This is a genomic window from Streptomyces sp. R28 (genome assembly GCF_041052385.1).
Taxonomy (GTDB): Bacteria; Actinomycetota; Actinomycetes; order Streptomycetales; family Streptomycetaceae; genus Streptomyces.
Genome location: NZ_CP163439.1, coordinates 9,778,668 through 9,793,990, shown reverse-complemented (window position 1 = coordinate 9,793,990; position 15,323 = coordinate 9,778,668). Strand labels below are relative to the sequence as shown.

The window sequence follows — 15,323 nt, the reverse complement described above, 5'->3', positions numbered from 1 at the left end:
GAGCGATCGGTCTCCTCGCGCGCACAGAATGACGGCCCCTTCATACCGGGACGGGGACCCCGGCACCTGTTCGGCTGCCTTCACGGTGAAGGATTTGGCGGTCTCCGTCCCCGCGATGGACATAACCACGATGCTTCCCCCGCCGGTGACGCGCCGCAGCCCACGTTTCGTAAAGACATCGACGCGACGCCCTCGGTTCGCCATCCACTTGTGGGCCGTGGCACGGGAGAGCCGTTTCGGCGGCGACATGAGCAACCGGGCAGCCAGCGCGGACTCGTTCGACGAGCAGCCGCCTGTGCACGCGCCACTGTTCGCCAGCGACACCACCGCCAGGCACGGCCATGCCGACTTCGCCCGTTTCCACTTCCTCGACCCCGTCGCCGCCGACTTCCTCGTCGACTGGGAAGCCGGTGCCCGCGTCACCGTCGCGCTGCTGCACGCCGAGGCCGGTCGACATCCGGCCGATCCGGACCTGCGCGAGCTCGTCGGTGAACTGTCCACGCTCAGCCCGAAGTTCCGCACCATGTGGGCCACGCACGACGTCCACGACGGGACCCGCGGATCGGACCCGCTGAGACGCCCCGCCGCGATCAATTGGCGCTGCCGCGCTCGCGGGAGGAAATGTTCGCCACTCCGGCGCGGAGCATGGCCTTGTACAGGGCGTCGTCCGCGGGCGCATCGGGCAGCGGGCCCCGCGCAGGGGCTTTGAACGACTGGATCAGCAGCGCGACCAGGCGGCGCCAGGCGCTTGGGGCGGTGTCGCCGGCGAAAGTGACGACGCCAGCGTTGGCGACGACCAGGAGGACGAGGTCCTGGGTGGTGAAGTCCTCCCGAAGCTACCCGATGTCCTTCGCGCGGGCGACCAGTTCCCTCCAGCCGTTCATGCACGGCTGGAGCCCCTACGGGCCCACCTGAGCACCCACTCCGCCAGACTCCCGGCGCTGGCGACGGGTGACCCGGCCGCGGCCGCGGCGAGATACAGACGGCGAGAGCACGGCCCCGCGGACCGTGCCCCTCTTGCCTTCGCGTCTCACAAATGTGTCACGGACTGGATCGACGCCACCGATCCTCTATGCTCTGACCTGGCCTTTCGTGGATCCACGTGCTCTCACTGGGGCCACTGCCTCGTACAGGCGCCGCTCAGCAACCGTACGGGCCTCCGACACCTGCCGGGCCAGCACCGACACCCCGGGCAGCAGTACCCGGTTCTTCCGCAGCCACGTCACCGCATGGTTGAAGAGGGCCACGGGCCCCTCCGCGTGCGTCCACGCCCGCCCGTACAGGAAGCCGCGGAACTCCCGGCCCCACCGCCTGTCAGTGAAGTCCCGGTACGCGAACCGCTCCTGGATCTCTGCCGCGTGCTCGTACACCGTCGACCGGCGCTCCGGGTACCGCTTCACACACGAGGCGTCCTCGATGCCGAGCTGCCCGGCCAGGTACTCCACGGCCTCCCACGGCACCGCAAGCGGGTCCTCACCAAGGAACCGGCCGACGTAACGAACCGTGCAGACCTGCACGGCCACGCCAAGACGGTGCGTGTCCGTACGCCGCAACGCGATCAAGTCGCGGTCGTCCTCGTCGAGGAAGAAGAAGCGCTCCAGCTCCGGTCGCGTGGGCACATCGGTGAACGCCCCGTACGCCTCGGCCTGCTCATCAGTCAGAAATTCCACCGGCACGAAGCGGAACGTAGCCAGCGTCGACGTCCGTCCAGCGACCTTTCCGAGAACTCAGGCAGAGCCTCCCATAGGCGTGCTAGCCGACCATGATCGTTCTCACCGGGATTTCCTGTACGCCAACTACTCACACCCCGGTCCGGTCCACGATCAGCAGTGGGCCACCGCCGCCGACCTTCCAGACCGCGTCCCGACCGCGGGAGGCCACAAAGCGCTACAGAGATCCCGGCACCCACCCCCCACCTGACAACCAATCACCGACGCCTGAGCATCGCCCGGCAAGAAAACCCTCCAGCAGGCCATCGCGACGATCGCCTTCTTCCAGGACCACCGCATCGCAGCCACCCGCCCAGTGATCATCCCCAGGCTTCGCCCGGTCAGCGGCCCCCAACACCCCTTCGGCCCGTCCAAGACGGCCATGCGCGCCGAGGTATCACGCGTCATCTCGCTCGCCGCCTGTCCCCTGCTACCAACCAAACCATCGCGGTACAACACGCCCCACTACCACCAAGATCCGGACCATACGCGGGCCAACTCCCCACATTGAACCCGTCGGACCGACATCCTTGCTGGTCAGAAGGCTGTACCGCCTGTACCACCAGCAGACGAAGAACCTGCTAGTCACTCTCCGGCGCAGCACCTTTCGGATCGGACGGAAGCGGCGCTGCCGACAGACAGCTGTGACATCGGAATCTTGTGGAATCGCAACAAGACCGCAGTGTGAGCGACGCCGCCCCTCCCTAACGCCTGACTCGACCGCCAGCCAGGTCAGCATCGGTCCGGACACCACCGAACCTGCAAACGCCTCCGCAAGCCCGGAAGCTGGGAAAAGAGCCGCTCACCCGAGCCTGACGAGGCGTCAGCAAAGTCAGCATTAGGTCAGCAAGAGTCCTGCCACAGCCGCCCACAGACAGCCACACCGTGGAATCGCCAACCGCACCGGCCTGAGCCAGCCGGCCGCTTGGACGCCTTCCGGCAAGCAGGTGGAAGACAGTGAGAATTGCCCGACCACCTTCCGCCCTGCGGCCACCAACGCTGACGCATTTCCGCAGTTCAGCGCACCCTTCCCCGCGGTTTCAACGGCACTGGCGGCAGTTCCGGTGCGGGCAGTGGAGCCCCGTCGTACCCCTTCACCTCACCGAACCGGGAGCCTTCCATCCAGTCCTGACGGGCCTGTACGATCTCTTCCTGAGATCGCCCGATCCAGTTCCAGAACAACTGGGCCAGGGCTTCGCGTTCCATTCGTTTCTGTCGCCCCGCATGCAGCCGTCACCTCAGCACCCTGCCGCGGCGCAGGACAATGCTCGGGACGACCACCGACTCCCCGCCTCCACCGGCATACACACCCAGCACATCCTGAGTCGCGTGTGCTCGCCGCGAGGCACTTCCTCGCCCTCGACGGCAGCAGACTCCATCTTGCGCGGCAAGCGCAGCGATCGACACACCGCGCCCGTCTACTCCGCCCTGCATCGCGGAGTCCCGTTGATCCACCCACGAGAAGTGGGCCGCGCTCCCCGGCCGAGTGCACAACTAGTGCACACTCGGCCGGGAACTCCTGGGCAATCCCGGGAAGTGGAGGGAACTACTCCGCATCCGCTACCGCGATTGCCCAGGTCAGCAGGGGTGCAGGTCACGCCCAAGAAGTCACCGGCACGAACGAACTGTCCTGCCGGAACAGGTCCGTTCCGTCCGACCGCTCGACGCGCAGCTGGTAGCTGTAGTGCCGCAGGTAGTAACCGGGGTAGTTGTACGACTCGAAGCGGATCGAACCGCTCGACGCGCCCGTGCGGGCGATGAACGTGGCGTCCTTGGCGAACGTCGACGTCCCGTCGTTGGCGTCGAAGCGGGCCCGGAAGTCCCAGTGGCGCAGATACTTGCCGGACGAGGCGCGGAACGAGTAGCCGTTCGCGTCGGCGAGGCCGGGCACGACCGTGAACGTCGAGGCCTGCTTCTCGGCGGTGGTGCTCGAGCCGCTGACCACGGGGAGGTTGAGCAAGGAGGACTGCACCTGCCAGTACCGGGTGGAGTAGTTGCCCGACTGGAAGGAGCGGGTGACGTTCTTCGCCAGGGTCGGGCCGCCCGAGACGGTCTCCTTGATGACCGTGAAGTGGCGGGCCGTCCCCGAGACGGCGGGCAGGGCGGCCGGGGCGGACCAGGTGGCGAAGGTGTCGTAACTGTCGCTGTAGTAGTAGGTGTTGTCACCGTAGCCGTCGAAGAAGAGCCGCCAGCCGCCGTTGTCGAGCTGCACCAGCGCGGGGCCCTCGCGGTAGCTGCCCCAGCCCGCCCAGTTGCCGGTGCGGGAGATCGTGTAGGGGCCGGTGAGGTTCGACGCCGTGGCGTACTCGATGTACTTCGTCGTCTCGTTCTTCGTGAAGGCGTGGTAGGTGGAACCGATCTTCACGATGAAGGTGTCGATGTGGTTCGCGCCGATGCCGGACAGCGCCACCGGTGAACTCCACGTCGTCAGCGCGGAGTTCGTGGCCTTCAGCAGATACGGCGTGAAGATCCACTCGTCGTTGGTGGTCGAGCAGGACACGATGACGTTCACACTGCCGTCGCTGTCGACGAACCACTCCGGCGCCCAGGCCCGGGAGAGGCCCGCGATCGGGACCGTGTAGTCGTACAGGAACGTCCAGTTGACCCGGTCGGTGCTGCGGGCGAAGCCGATGGTGGTGCTGGTGTCCTGCCAGGTGTGGGTCGTGTAGGTGATGTAGTAGTAGCCGTTGGTGTGCTTGAAGACGCTCGCGTCCCGGATGCGGTTGCTCGGCGGCGTGTAGGCGGAGGCCTTGGCCAGACGGAAGTCGGTGGCGTCGTCCGACTGATAGACGTTCACGGTCCCGTCGTTGCTGTTCAGGAACGGCACGATGGTGTAGCGGGTGGCCGAGCCGCTGGGCGGTGCGGCCGCCAGTGCCGTGCCGAGCAGGCCGGGGGCCTCGCCCAGGATCAGCGCGGAGGCGGGCAGGGCGGCCATCGCGCGCAGCAGGCTGCGGCGGGACGGGGTGTGGGGACGTCTGGTCACGGGGTGGCTCTCCCTCAACGCGGTTCGATATCACGAACGCAGTTCGGAAATTCGATCAGAAGGTAGGCGTGAGGTCCGGGCGCGTCAATGGTTTGCACATGAGGAAGCGGGACCAGGGAGAAACCTGTGGTGAACCTGGGAGCCGCACCGGGCGAAACCGTTCCGCCACCGCCCCCTGGAGGTTACCGTTCGGTAGACAATGTCGTCCCGGAGGTGCCCCGCATGACACCCGACCGTGCCGCAGGTCTCGCCGAGTCCGCCCGAGCGCTGGCCGACGGGGAGGTGACGTCGCGGGAGCTGGTCGCGGGGGCGTTGGCGCGGATCGAGGCGACCCAAGAGACCCTCAACGCCTTCCGGGTGGTCCGTTCCGAGGCCGCCCTCGCCGAGGCGAAGGCCGCCGACGCGGAGCTCGCCGCCGGGGTGCGCAAGCCGCTGTTGGGCGTCCCGGTCGCGGTGAAGGACGACATGGACGTGGCGGGCGAGCCGACCGCGTTCGGCTGCGGTGGGGAGTTCCCGCCGGCCACCGAGGACGGCGAGGCGGTACGGCGGCTGCGCGCGGCCGGTGCCGTGATCGTCGGCAAGACCAACACCTGCGAGCTGGGGCAGTGGCCGTTCACCGAGGGGCCCGCCTTCGGCGCGACCCGCAATCCGTGGCACCCGGACTACACGCCGGGAGGCTCGTCCGGCGGCTCCGCGGCCGCCGTCGCCGCAGGTCTGGTGCCCGCCGCGCTCGGCTCGGACGGCGCCGGCTCGGTGCGGATCCCCGCGTCCTGGACCCATCTGATCGGCATCAAGCCGCAGCGCGGCCGCATCTCGACCTGGCCGCGCGGCGAGTCGTTCCAGGGCATCACCGTCAACGGCACCCTCGCCCGTACGGTGGCCGACGCGGCCCTCCTGCTGGACGCGGCCGCCGGCAACCACGATCTCGACCCGCACCGGCCGCCCGCGATCGACGCCTGCGAGGCCGTGGGCCGCGACCCCGGCCGGCTGCGCATCGCGCTCTCCCTCAAGCCGCCGTTCACCGCCGTGCCCGCCCGCCTGCAGCCGCAGGTGCGGGCCCGGGTCGTCCAACTCGCGGAGAAACTGGGCGCGTTGGGGCATACCGTCGAGGAGGCGGATCCGCCGTACGGCCAGATCGGACTGGCCTTCGTCCCCCGCGCGACGGTCGGCATCGCCGAGTGGGTGAGCGTGACGCCCTCCCCCGCACTCCTCGACCCGCGCACCCGGGGCGCCGCGCGGCTGGGCCGGCTCCTCGGCGGGGTGCCGCTGCGCGCGGCCCGGCGCGCGGAGGCGGTTCTGCACCGTCGTATCGGCGCGTTCTACGAGTCGTACGACGTGATCCTGGCCCCCACGACGGCCGCTCCCCCACTCCGGGTCGGCGCGATGCTCGGGCTCGGCGGCTTCGCCACCGACCGCGCGATGATCGCCGCGTGCCCCTACGCCTGGCCATGGAACGTGCTGGGCTGGCCCGGCGTCAACGTCCCGGCCGGATTCGTGGACGGGCTGCCCGTCGGCGCCCAGTTGCTGGGGCCGGCGAACAGTGAGCCCCTGCTGATCTCGCTGGCCGCGCAGTTGGAGGCGGAGCTGCGCTGGCACGAGCTGTGGCCGCCGCAGCAGGGCGAGGAGGAACCCGTCGCGGTCGGCTGAGGCGACGCCGGCCCCAACCCTTCGGCGCAGGCCCTACCCTTTGGCCATGGACGACGTGTCGATGGTCGGGCTCATGGGGCGGGTCACGGGACGATCGGGCCGGGACTCGTCGGCGAGGTGATCATCCGGGTGCGCGGCGGCGCCGAGCACTTCCTCGCCTATCCCGCGGCCGGCACGGACCGCATCGAGCGGGGCACGGTGTGATGGTGGTGGAGTACCTGCCGCCGAGAAGCGTCTACGTCCAGGCCGCATACGGCAGTTGAGCCCGCGCAAGCCCAGGTGAGGGCCGTCTGCGTCCAGGTTTCGACAAGGATCCGTCAGCGCCTGCACCCGGGCCTCGCTCAGGCGCACACTCCCTTCGTTCGGTGCCGAAAGGGCACCATGCAAAGGGGGCGTATGCCGGCCGCGGCACGCTGGTGCTGCCCGGTGTGCAGGCGGTGCGCAAGCTGTCGCTCGACCTGAACGAGACCGAGCTGCAGGTGGACTGCGTGACCCACCAGGGCATTCCGCTGAAGGTGCGGGGCGTGGTCATCTTCAAGGTGGGCGACGACTTCGCGTCGATCGCGAACGCGGCCCGCCGTTTCCTGGACCAGCAGAAGCTGATGTCGGAGCGGGTGCACAACGTCTTCGCCGGCCATCTGCGGTCCATCGTGGGCGGGTTGACGGTCGAGGACCACGAGATCGAGGACCCGACCGGGTACATACAGAACCTCGCCATGCCGCACGCGGCGGCCGTTCAGCGGGACGCGCGCATCGCGCAGACGGAGGCGGAGCAGCAGTCGTTCGCGCGGCTGGCCGAGGCGACCCGGGACAGCGAGATCCTCCAGGCCGGCTACCAGGCCGAGCGCGACAAGGCGGGCGCCAAGGCCCGGCAGGCCGGTCCGATCGCCGACGCGGCCGCACGGCAGGAGGTCGTCGTCCAGGAGACGCGGGTCGCCGAGCTGGAGGCGCACCGGCGCGAGCAGCAGCTCCAGGCCGATGTCCGCAAGCCCGCGGACGCGCAGGCGTACGAGGAGCGCACGCTGGCCGAGGCCGAGCGCGACGCGCGGATCTCGGCGGCGCAGGCCAAGGCGAAGGAGACGGAACTGGTTGCCGCGGCCGAGGCGACCCGGGTCAAGACGGCCGCGGGTGCCGAGGCCGAGGCGACCAGGACGCGCGGTGCGGCCACGGCGGCCGCGACCCGGGCCACCGGTGAGGCCGAAGCGGCCGCGGCCCAGGCCAGGGGGCTGGCGCAGGCCGAGGCGACCAAGGCGCAGGGCCTCGCGGAGGCGGAGGCCATCAAGGCCCGTGCCGCCGCCCTCGCCGAGAACCAGGAGGCCGTGGTCGCCCAGCAACTCGCCGAGAACTGGCCGGAGATCGTCAGGGCCGGGGCGTCCGCCTTCGGCAACGTCGACAACATGGTGCTGCTCAACGGCGCCGACGGCATGGCGGATGTGTTCGGCAAGGCGCTGACCATGGGCGGCACGGGATTCGGGCCGGCCCGTCAGCTGCTCGCGTCGATGAACCAGAACGGGCAGGCGCCGAAGGAGGCTTCGCCGCTGGGCGGGCTCGCCCAGAAGGTGCCGATGGACGAGAAGTGACCCTTCACGCGTAGCTCACGGGGGCAGCCCCTAGGGTGCCCCCGTGAGCACGTATACCGACGAGAACGTCCCGGGCCGGCACGGCCCCACCGCCACCGCTGAAGCCGAACCGCGCGAGGTCGGCAAGGTGCGTACCGAGTACTCCCCCGCCCATGACGGCGACCCCGACCCCGGGGAGATCGTCTGGACCTGGGTGCCCTTCGAGGAGAACGACGGGCGGGGCAAGGACCGCCCGGTGCTCGTGGTGGCCCGGGAGGCGGCCGGCACCTTCCTCGCCGTGCAGCTGTCGAGCAAGCGCCACGACGGGGACCGCGAGTGGGTGCCCATCGGCAGCGGGCCCTGGGACCGGTCAGGGCGCGACTCCTGGGTGGACGTGGACCGCATCCTCCGTCTGCACGAGGAGGGCATGCGCCGGGAGGCGTGCGCGTTGGACCGCGGGCGGTTCAACCTGGTGCGCCACCGGCTGCACGAGCGGTACGGCTGGAGCTGACCGACACCGCCTCCTTTCGGCGATTCTCCGTCCATGGCGCGATGCCGCACACGCACGCTCATGGCGCCACCCCCGTGCGCGCCATGAGCGTGCGACCGCGTCGACGGCGTGCGACCGCGTGGGCCGCACGCGGTCTCCCCCGTCGTGCTGACGCAGGCATCCTGAGCGATGCTGGTCGTGCGGTGCAACAGAGTTTCCCTGGCCCCACAGCCGACCGAAAACTGCCGGGAAAGTCCCTGCGAACGCCCGGAGAGCGGAGATTACCGACCCGGAACGTGCCGGTACGCACCCTTGTGCGAAGCGACGCGAGGGTCTTGGGTGGGACGAGTGTGCCGGCCCGCCCACAAGATCCGGGCCGGGCGGCATCGTGGACTCTCAGGAGGATCCCGACATGTCAGATTCGGTGAGTGACTGTACGGCGCGGCCTCGCACCGCGGTCACCGAAGCCGAGGTGGAGGCCCTGGTCAAGGGCATCTGCTTCAAGACCGGCCCACCCCGCACCCTCGGGGTCGAAGTGGAATGGCTCGTCCACGAGCTGCGCGGCCCGCAGCTCCCCGTGACACCCGAACGACTCGAAGCGGCCTACGCCGCCCTACGGACCGTGCCCCTGAGGTCGGCGCTCACCGTCGAGCCCGGCGGCCAGCTGGAACTGAGCTCGCCGCCCGCCACCTCGCTGATGGAGTGCATCGGTACTGTCTCCGCCGACCTCGGCGCCGTCCGCGCGGTACTGCGTGAGCACGATCTCGGTCTCGTCGGCCTCGGCAACGACCCCTGGCGCTCACCCAGCCGGTTCCTGCGTGAGCCGCGGTACGACGCCATGGAGGCCTGCCTCGACCGCACGGGCCCGGCCGGCCGCGCCATGATGTGCACCTCGGCCTCCGTGCAGGTGTGCCTGGACGCCGGATACGAGGAGCCCGGCCCGCTGGGGCACGGGCGGCGCTGGTGGCTGGCGCACCAGCTGGGCGCGGTCCTGGTCGCCGCCTTCGCGAACTCCCCGCTGGCCGGGCGCGAGCCCACGGGCTGGCTCTCCACCCGGCAGCTGCTGTGGATGGAGATCGGTGCGGGCCGCGCGGGCGCACCCCCGCTGGACGGCGATCCGCGGGCCGTCTGGGCGCGGCACGTGCTGGACGCACCGGTGATGTGCGTCAGGCAGGACGGCGGCCCGTGGCACGTCCCGGACGGGCTGACGTTCCGGGAGTGGACCAGATCCGGGGTGCCCAGGCCGCCGTTGCACGAGGACCTCGACTACCACCTCACGACGCTGTTCCCGCCGGTCAGACCGCGTGGCCATCTGGAACTGCGCATGATCGACGCGCAGCCCGGCGAGGACGGCTGGATCGTGCCGCTCGCCGTGACCACCGCGCTCTTCGACGACCCCGAGGCCGCGGAGACCGCCTATCGCGCCGTGAAGCCCCTGGCCGAGCGCTCCCTGTCGCTGCCCGCGCCGCACAATCCGCTGTGGATCGACGCGGCCCGCTCGGGCCTCGCCGACCCCGAGCTGCGGGAGGTGGCGGACACCTGCTTCGCGGCGGCGCTGGAGGCGCTGCCCCGCCTGGGGGCCACGACCGAGGTGACGGACGCCGTGGCGGCGTACCGGGACCGCTATGTCAGCGAGGGCCGCTGCCCGGCCGACGACCTGCTGGACGAGCTCTACGGCACGGATCGCACCCTGCACGGGAAGGACGACCGGACATGACCGACCCCGCCCACGATGCCGAAACGCTCCGCGAGCGGGCACTGACCACCCTCACCACCGCCCGGGCCCGGACGACCCTGCTGACCTCCTGCGTCGAGGACCCCGACCTCACCGCCCAGCACTCGCCGCTGATGTCCCCGCTGGTGTGGGACCTCGCGCACATCGGCAACCAGGAGGAGCAGTGGCTGCTCCGGACGGTCGCCGGGCGGGAGGCGATACGACCCGAGATCGACGGCATCTACGACGCCTTCGAGCACCCGCGCGCCGAGCGCCCCTCGCTGCCGCTGCTGCCGCCGACCGAGGCCCGGCACTACGCGTCCGAGGTGCGCGGCCGGGTGCTCGACCTGCTGGAGAGCACCGCGTTCCACGGGACCCGGCTGACCGAGGCGGGCTTCGCCTTCGGGATGATCGCGCAGCACGAGCAGCAGCACGACGAGACGATGCTGATCACCCATCAGCTCCGCAAGGGCCCGCAGGCCCTGACCGCCCCCGACCCGGAGCCGGCGCCCCTGCTCACGGGACCGTCCGAAGTGCTGGTCCCCGGCGGCCCGTTCACCATGGGTACCTCGACCGAGCCGTGGGCGCTGGACAACGAGCGCCCGGCGCATGTGCGCGAGGTGCCGGCGTTCTTCATCGACACGACCCCGGTGACGAACGCCGCGTACCAGGCGTTCATCGAGGACGGCGGCTACGACGACGAGCGCTGGTGGACGGCGGAGGGCTGGGCGCACATCCGGCAGCACTCCATCCACGCCCCGCTGTTCTGGCGCCGGGACGGCAAGCAGTGGCTCAGGCGGCGCTTCGGCGTCACCGAGGTCGTACCGCCCGACGAGCCTGTGCTGCACGTGTGCTGGTACGAGGCCGACGCCTACGCCCGCTGGGCCGGGCGCCGGCTGCCCACCGAGGCCGAGTGGGAGAAGGCCGCCCGTCACGACCCGGCCGGGGACCGCTCGATGCGTTACCCGTGGGGCGACGCCGATCCGGCGCCCGAGCACGCCAACCTCGGTCAGCGGCATCTGCGCCCGGCGCCGGCCGGAAGCTACCCGGAGGGTGAATCGCCCCTCGGTGTACGGCAGTTGATCGGTGACGTGTGGGAGTGGACGGCGAGCGACTTCCTGCCGTACCCGGGGTTCCAGGCCTTTCCGTACAAGGAGTACTCGGAGGTGTTCTTCGGGCCCGAGCACAAGGTGCTGCGCGGCGGTTCGTTCGCCGTGGACGCGGTCGCCTGCCGGGGCACCTTCCGCAACTGGGACTATCCGATCCGGCGGCAGATCTTCTCCGGGTTCCGTACGGCCCGCTCCGTGGGGGACGCCTGATGTGCCGCCATCTGGCCTACCTGGGCCCCGAGGAGCCGCTCGGCGGACTCCTCGTGGAGCCCGCGCACGCCCTGTACCGCCAGTCCTGGGCGCCTCGGCGGCAGCGGTACGGGACCGTCAACGCCGATGGTTTCGGGGTCGGTTGGTACGCCGAGGGGGACCCGGTGCCGGCGCGATACCGCCGGGCCGGGCCCATCTGGGCGGATCTGTCGTTCGCCGATCTGGCCCGGGTGGTGCGGTCCACCGCGCTGCTCGCGGCCGTACGGGACGCGACGCTGGCGGGCGCCGACGCGGAGGCCGCGGCGGCGCCGTTCGCCGCGGGTGCCTGGCTGTTCAGCCACAACGGCGCCGTGAAGGGCTGGCCGGGCTCACTGGCACCGCTCGTTTCGAGCCTGCCCGCGGTGGACCTGCTGTCGATGGAGGCCCGCAACGACTCGGCGCTCGTGTGGGCGCTGGTCCTGGCCCGGCTGCGCGGCGGCGACGACGAGGGGCAGGCCCTGGCCGACACCGTCCTGGAGGTCGCCGAGGCGGCCCCCGGCTCCCGGCTCAACCTGCTGCTCACCAACGGCGAGACCATCGCCGCGACCGCCTGGGGCGACACGCTCTGGTACCTGCACCGTCCCGGCGGCGGCACCGTCGTGGCCTCCGAGCCCTACGACGACGATCCGCACTGGCAGGAGGTCCCCGACCACACCCTCCTCGCGGCGAGCCGCACCGATGTGCTGCTCACCCCGCTCAAAGACCCGGGCGACGTCCTGCCCCCCGCACGACCGAAGGAGCCCAGCACGTGAGTCCGTTCCTTCTCACCCGCACCCTGCCCGAGGACGCCACCGGCGCCGCACTGCGCGCCGATGTCCTCAAGGGCCTGACGAGCACGCCCAAGACGCTGCCGCCGAAGTGGTTCTACGACGCGCAGGGCAGCGAACTCTTCGAGCAGATCACCGAGTTGCCCGAGTACTACCCGACCCGCGCCGAGCGCGAGATCCTCCTCGACCGGGCCGGCGAGATCGCCGCGGTCACCGGCGCCCGCACCCTGGTCGAGCTGGGCTCCGGCTCCTCGGAGAAGACGCGGTACCTCATCGACGCGCTGACCGGGCTGCATACCTACGTCCCCGTCGACGTCAGCGACAGCGCGCTCACCCAGGCGGGGCAGGCGCTGATCGAGGAGCGGCCGGGGCTGAACGTGCACGCGCTGATCGCCGACTTCACCGGCGGGCTCGCCCTGCCGCAGGCGCCGGGTCCCCGGCTGGTGGCGTTCCTCGGCGGCACGATCGGCAATCTGCTGCCGGTCGAGCGCGCCGCGTTCCTCGCCTCGGTGCGGGCGCTGCTGTCCCCCGGTGACGCGCTGCTGCTCGGCACGGATCTGGTCAAGGACGAGAAGGTCCTGGTCGAGGCGTACGACGACGCGGCCGGGGTGACGGCCGCCTTCAACAAGAACGTCCTGACGGTGATCGACCGCGAGTTGGGCGCCGACTTCGACCCCGGCGCCTTCGACCACATGGCGCTCTGGGACGCGGACAACGAGTGGATCGAGATGCGGCTGCGCTCCCGTACGGCGCAGACGGTGAAGGTGCCGGCGCTCGATCTCGCCGTCGAGTTCGCGGCGGGCGAGGAGATGCGCACCGAGGTGTCCGCGAAGTTCCGCAGGGACGGTGTCCGCGCGGAACTGTCGGCGGCCGGGCTGGAGCTTGCGCACTGGTGGACGGACGGTCAGGACCGTTTCGCGCTGTCGCTGAGCGTGGCGCGGTGACGGACGGCTCGCGCGGTGCCCCGCCTTGGGGCACCGTGGAGTGACGTGTGTGAGAGGAGCACCCGCATGTCGAATCACACCTACCGGGTCACGGACATCGTCGGCACCTCACCCGAGGGCGTGGACCAAGCGATCCGCAACGGTATCGAGCGCGCCTCGCAGACCCTGCGCAACCTGGACTGGTTCGAGGTGAGCGATGTGCGCGGCCAGCTCGAAGAGGGGCAGATCGCGCACTGGCAGGTGACCATGAAGGTCGGCTTCCGTCTGGACGACGCCGGGTAGCACGCCGGGAAGTCCGGGCAGCCACGCCGGGTACGGTCCTCAGGTCCGCCCCTCCCGCTCCTGCGCCACCTTCAGCGCGGCGGAGGGGGCGGTCCAGCGCGCCCGTACGACGGTGAAACCGGCCCGTTCGGCGTCCTCGCAGACGAGTTCGTCGTCGTCCACCAGCACCCGGATCTCACGGGTGCCGGCGAGGCGGGGCAGGATCTCGAGCTTGGTGCGCCGGGCGGGCCTGCGGTCGTCGTTGCGCCGCATGTACACGCGCCCTTCGGGCAGCCCGTGTGCCGCGAGCCAGTCGAGCGTGTCACGCCGGCAGCGCTCGGGGCGGCCGGTCAGATAGCGGACCTCGCACTCCTTCGCGCTCTCCAGCACCAGCGCGACGCCCTGCGCGAGGGGCGGATCCTTCGGGGCTGCCGCGAAGAAGGCGTCCCAGTCGCGCGGTGTGCGTTCCAGGAAGTGCTGCCGGTGTCCGGTGTCGGCGAGGGTGTTGTCCAGGTCGAACACGGCGAGCGGGCGTTTGTTGCTGTCGGTCACATCCCTCACCTTAGGGCCTGCACCCCGGCAACCTCCGCGCGCCGGGCGGCCACTGCTCTGCGACACGGCACGCAGGCGGAGGCGGGAGGCCCCGATGGGCGACACAGTGAGCGGCATGCGCGGTACGGCGATCTGGACGGTGGCGGCGGTGGGCGCGGCCCTGCTGACGGTACTGGGCCCGGCGAGCGAGGCGTCCGGCGCGACGACGCTCGTCGTGGCGTCCGACGGGAGCGACTCGGCGCCGGGCACCCTGGCCCAGCCGCTGCGGACCATCCAGCGGGCCGTGGACCTGGCGAAGCCCGGCGACGTCATCACCGTACGCGGCGGCACCTACGCCCTCACCGACAACATCACCATCTCCACCTCGGGCACCGCCTCCCAGCCGGTCAGCCTCGGCCCCTACCAGGGCGAGCGCGTGGTCGTCGACGGCGAGCGACTGCCCGCCAGCCACACGCCGGTGGGCGGCAGCATCCCCCGGGCCGAACGCGGGGCGATCCACATGGAGGCCTCACACTGGCGGATCTCCGGTCTGGAGCTGGTCAACGGCCCGTACGGCATCTACTGCGACGGCTGCGACAACAACGTCTTCTCCCGGCTGGTCACGCACGACAACTACGAGTCAGGCTTCCAGCTCCAGGGATCCTCCAGCAACAACCAGATCCTGAATCTGGACAGTTACGGCAACCGCGACCCGCGCAAGAACGGTGAGAGCGCCGACGGTCTGGCCATCAAGGAGGGCAGCGGAACCGGGAACGTGGTGCGTGGCGCCCGGTTGTGGAACAACGTCGACGACGGGTTCGACGCCTGGAAGTTCGCCTCGCCGATTCGGATCGAGAACACGATCGCGTACGGCAACGGCTACAACCGCTGGAACTTCCCGGACTTCTCGGGCGACGGCAACGGATTCAAGATGGGCGGCGGCAGCCCGGCTCCGGCGGTCGCACACACGCTGCGCAACACGATCTCGTACCGGAACGCGGCGCACGGTGTCACGGACAACGGCAATCCCGGCGCCCTGGCCCTGACCCGGAACACGACCTGGGCCAACGCCGGCACCGGCTTCGACGCCGACGTCTCGGGCGGCACCGCCACCCTGACCGCCAACCTGTCCGTCGCCGACGCACGCGCGGCGGCCGTCGGCTCGGGGACGGTCGCCAGCGGCAACTCCTGGAACCTGGGCGGCACTTGGAACGCCTCCTCGGTGCTCAGCACCGACCCGGCCCCGATCACCGGCCCGCGCTCCGCCGACGGGTCGCTGCCGTCGGCACCGGAGTTCCTCGTGCCGCGCAGCGGCGTGGCTGTCGGCGCCCGGTTCTGAGCCGCGCCCGGCCGGGCTGTC

The 15,323-nt window shown here is 70.8% G+C and carries 12 protein-coding genes and 3 pseudogenes; 11 read left to right on the top strand and 4 right to left on the bottom strand.

All coding sequences use genetic code 11. From position 1 onward, the window contains the following. Positions 1–217 precede the first annotated feature (217 nt). Positions 218–709, top strand: coding sequence for a hypothetical protein (locus AB5J49_RS42960; RefSeq protein WP_369174303.1), 492 nt, complete (start codon positions 218–220; stop codon positions 707–709). A 418-nt stretch (positions 710–1,127) separates the two neighbouring features. Here AB5J49_RS42960 and AB5J49_RS42955 read toward each other — a convergent pair. The 3 genes and pseudogenes from AB5J49_RS42955 to AB5J49_RS42945 all read right to left on the bottom strand — a co-directional run. Beyond that, positions 1,128–1,676 (bottom strand): annotated as a pseudogene (locus AB5J49_RS42955) (DUF4158 domain-containing protein); the annotation flags it as partial. A gap of 1,050 nt (positions 1,677–2,726) precedes the next feature. Then, positions 2,727–2,891: pseudogene (locus AB5J49_RS42950) on the bottom strand (pirin family protein); the annotation flags it as partial. A gap of 412 nt (positions 2,892–3,303) precedes the next feature. After that, entirely contained in the window at positions 3,304–4,692 is a 1,389-nt protein-coding gene (locus tag AB5J49_RS42945) for a glycoside hydrolase family 43 protein (protein WP_369174302.1), read from the bottom strand. Positions 4,693–4,914: 222 nt separating this feature from the next. Between AB5J49_RS42945 and AB5J49_RS42940 the strand changes: the two genes are divergently transcribed. From AB5J49_RS42940 to AB5J49_RS42900, 9 genes and pseudogenes are all read left to right on the top strand, one after another. Further along, a complete protein-coding gene (locus AB5J49_RS42940; protein ID WP_369174301.1) occupies positions 4,915–6,339 on the top strand; it encodes an amidase in 1,425 nt (474 codons plus the stop codon). Positions 6,340–6,400: 61 nt separating this feature from the next. Further along, a pseudogene (locus AB5J49_RS42935) lies at positions 6,401–6,602 on the top strand (hypothetical protein). Positions 6,603–6,704: 102 nt separating this feature from the next. Further along, entirely contained in the window at positions 6,705–7,919 is a 1,215-nt protein-coding gene (locus AB5J49_RS42930) for a flotillin domain-containing protein (RefSeq protein WP_369174300.1), read from the top strand. Positions 7,920–7,962: 43 nt separating this feature from the next. Continuing rightward, positions 7,963–8,409 (top strand): type II toxin-antitoxin system PemK/MazF family toxin, encoded by a 447-nt coding sequence (locus AB5J49_RS42925; protein ID WP_369174299.1) that lies wholly within the window; start codon positions 7,963–7,965, stop codon positions 8,407–8,409. Positions 8,410–8,800: 391 nt separating this feature from the next. Then, a complete protein-coding gene (gene egtA / locus AB5J49_RS42920; RefSeq protein WP_369174298.1) occupies positions 8,801–10,105 on the top strand; it encodes an ergothioneine biosynthesis glutamate--cysteine ligase EgtA in 1,305 nt (434 codons plus the stop codon). After that, positions 10,102–11,421 (top strand): ergothioneine biosynthesis protein EgtB, encoded by a 1,320-nt coding sequence (gene egtB / locus AB5J49_RS42915; RefSeq protein ID WP_369174297.1) that lies wholly within the window; start codon positions 10,102–10,104, stop codon positions 11,419–11,421. The genes egtA and egtB overlap by 4 nt, the downstream gene beginning before the upstream one ends. Next, positions 11,421–12,212: an ergothioneine biosynthesis protein EgtC gene (egtC, locus tag AB5J49_RS42910; RefSeq protein ID WP_369174296.1), complete on the top strand. Its 792-nt coding sequence runs from the start codon at positions 11,421–11,423 to the stop codon at positions 12,210–12,212. Before egtB ends, egtC begins: the two co-directional genes overlap by 1 nt. Next, positions 12,209–13,171, top strand: coding sequence for an L-histidine N(alpha)-methyltransferase (gene egtD, locus AB5J49_RS42905; protein ID WP_369174295.1), 963 nt, complete (start codon positions 12,209–12,211; stop codon positions 13,169–13,171). Before egtC ends, egtD begins: the two co-directional genes overlap by 4 nt. Positions 13,172–13,237: 66 nt before the next feature. Beyond that, positions 13,238–13,453 (top strand): dodecin, encoded by a 216-nt coding sequence (locus AB5J49_RS42900; RefSeq protein ID WP_369174294.1) that lies wholly within the window; start codon positions 13,238–13,240, stop codon positions 13,451–13,453. A 39-nt stretch (positions 13,454–13,492) separates the two neighbouring features. Here the strand turns inward: AB5J49_RS42900 and AB5J49_RS42895 are convergent, their stop codons facing one another. Continuing rightward, positions 13,493–13,984 (bottom strand): hypothetical protein, encoded by a 492-nt coding sequence (locus tag AB5J49_RS42895; RefSeq protein ID WP_369174293.1) that lies wholly within the window; start codon positions 13,982–13,984, stop codon positions 13,493–13,495. A gap of 94 nt (positions 13,985–14,078) precedes the next feature. Here AB5J49_RS42895 and AB5J49_RS42890 point away from each other — a divergent pair, with 94 nt between their 5' ends. Continuing rightward, positions 14,079–15,302 (top strand): right-handed parallel beta-helix repeat-containing protein, encoded by a 1,224-nt coding sequence (locus AB5J49_RS42890; protein WP_369174292.1) that lies wholly within the window; start codon positions 14,079–14,081, stop codon positions 15,300–15,302. The last annotated feature ends 21 nt before the right edge of the window (positions 15,303–15,323 follow it).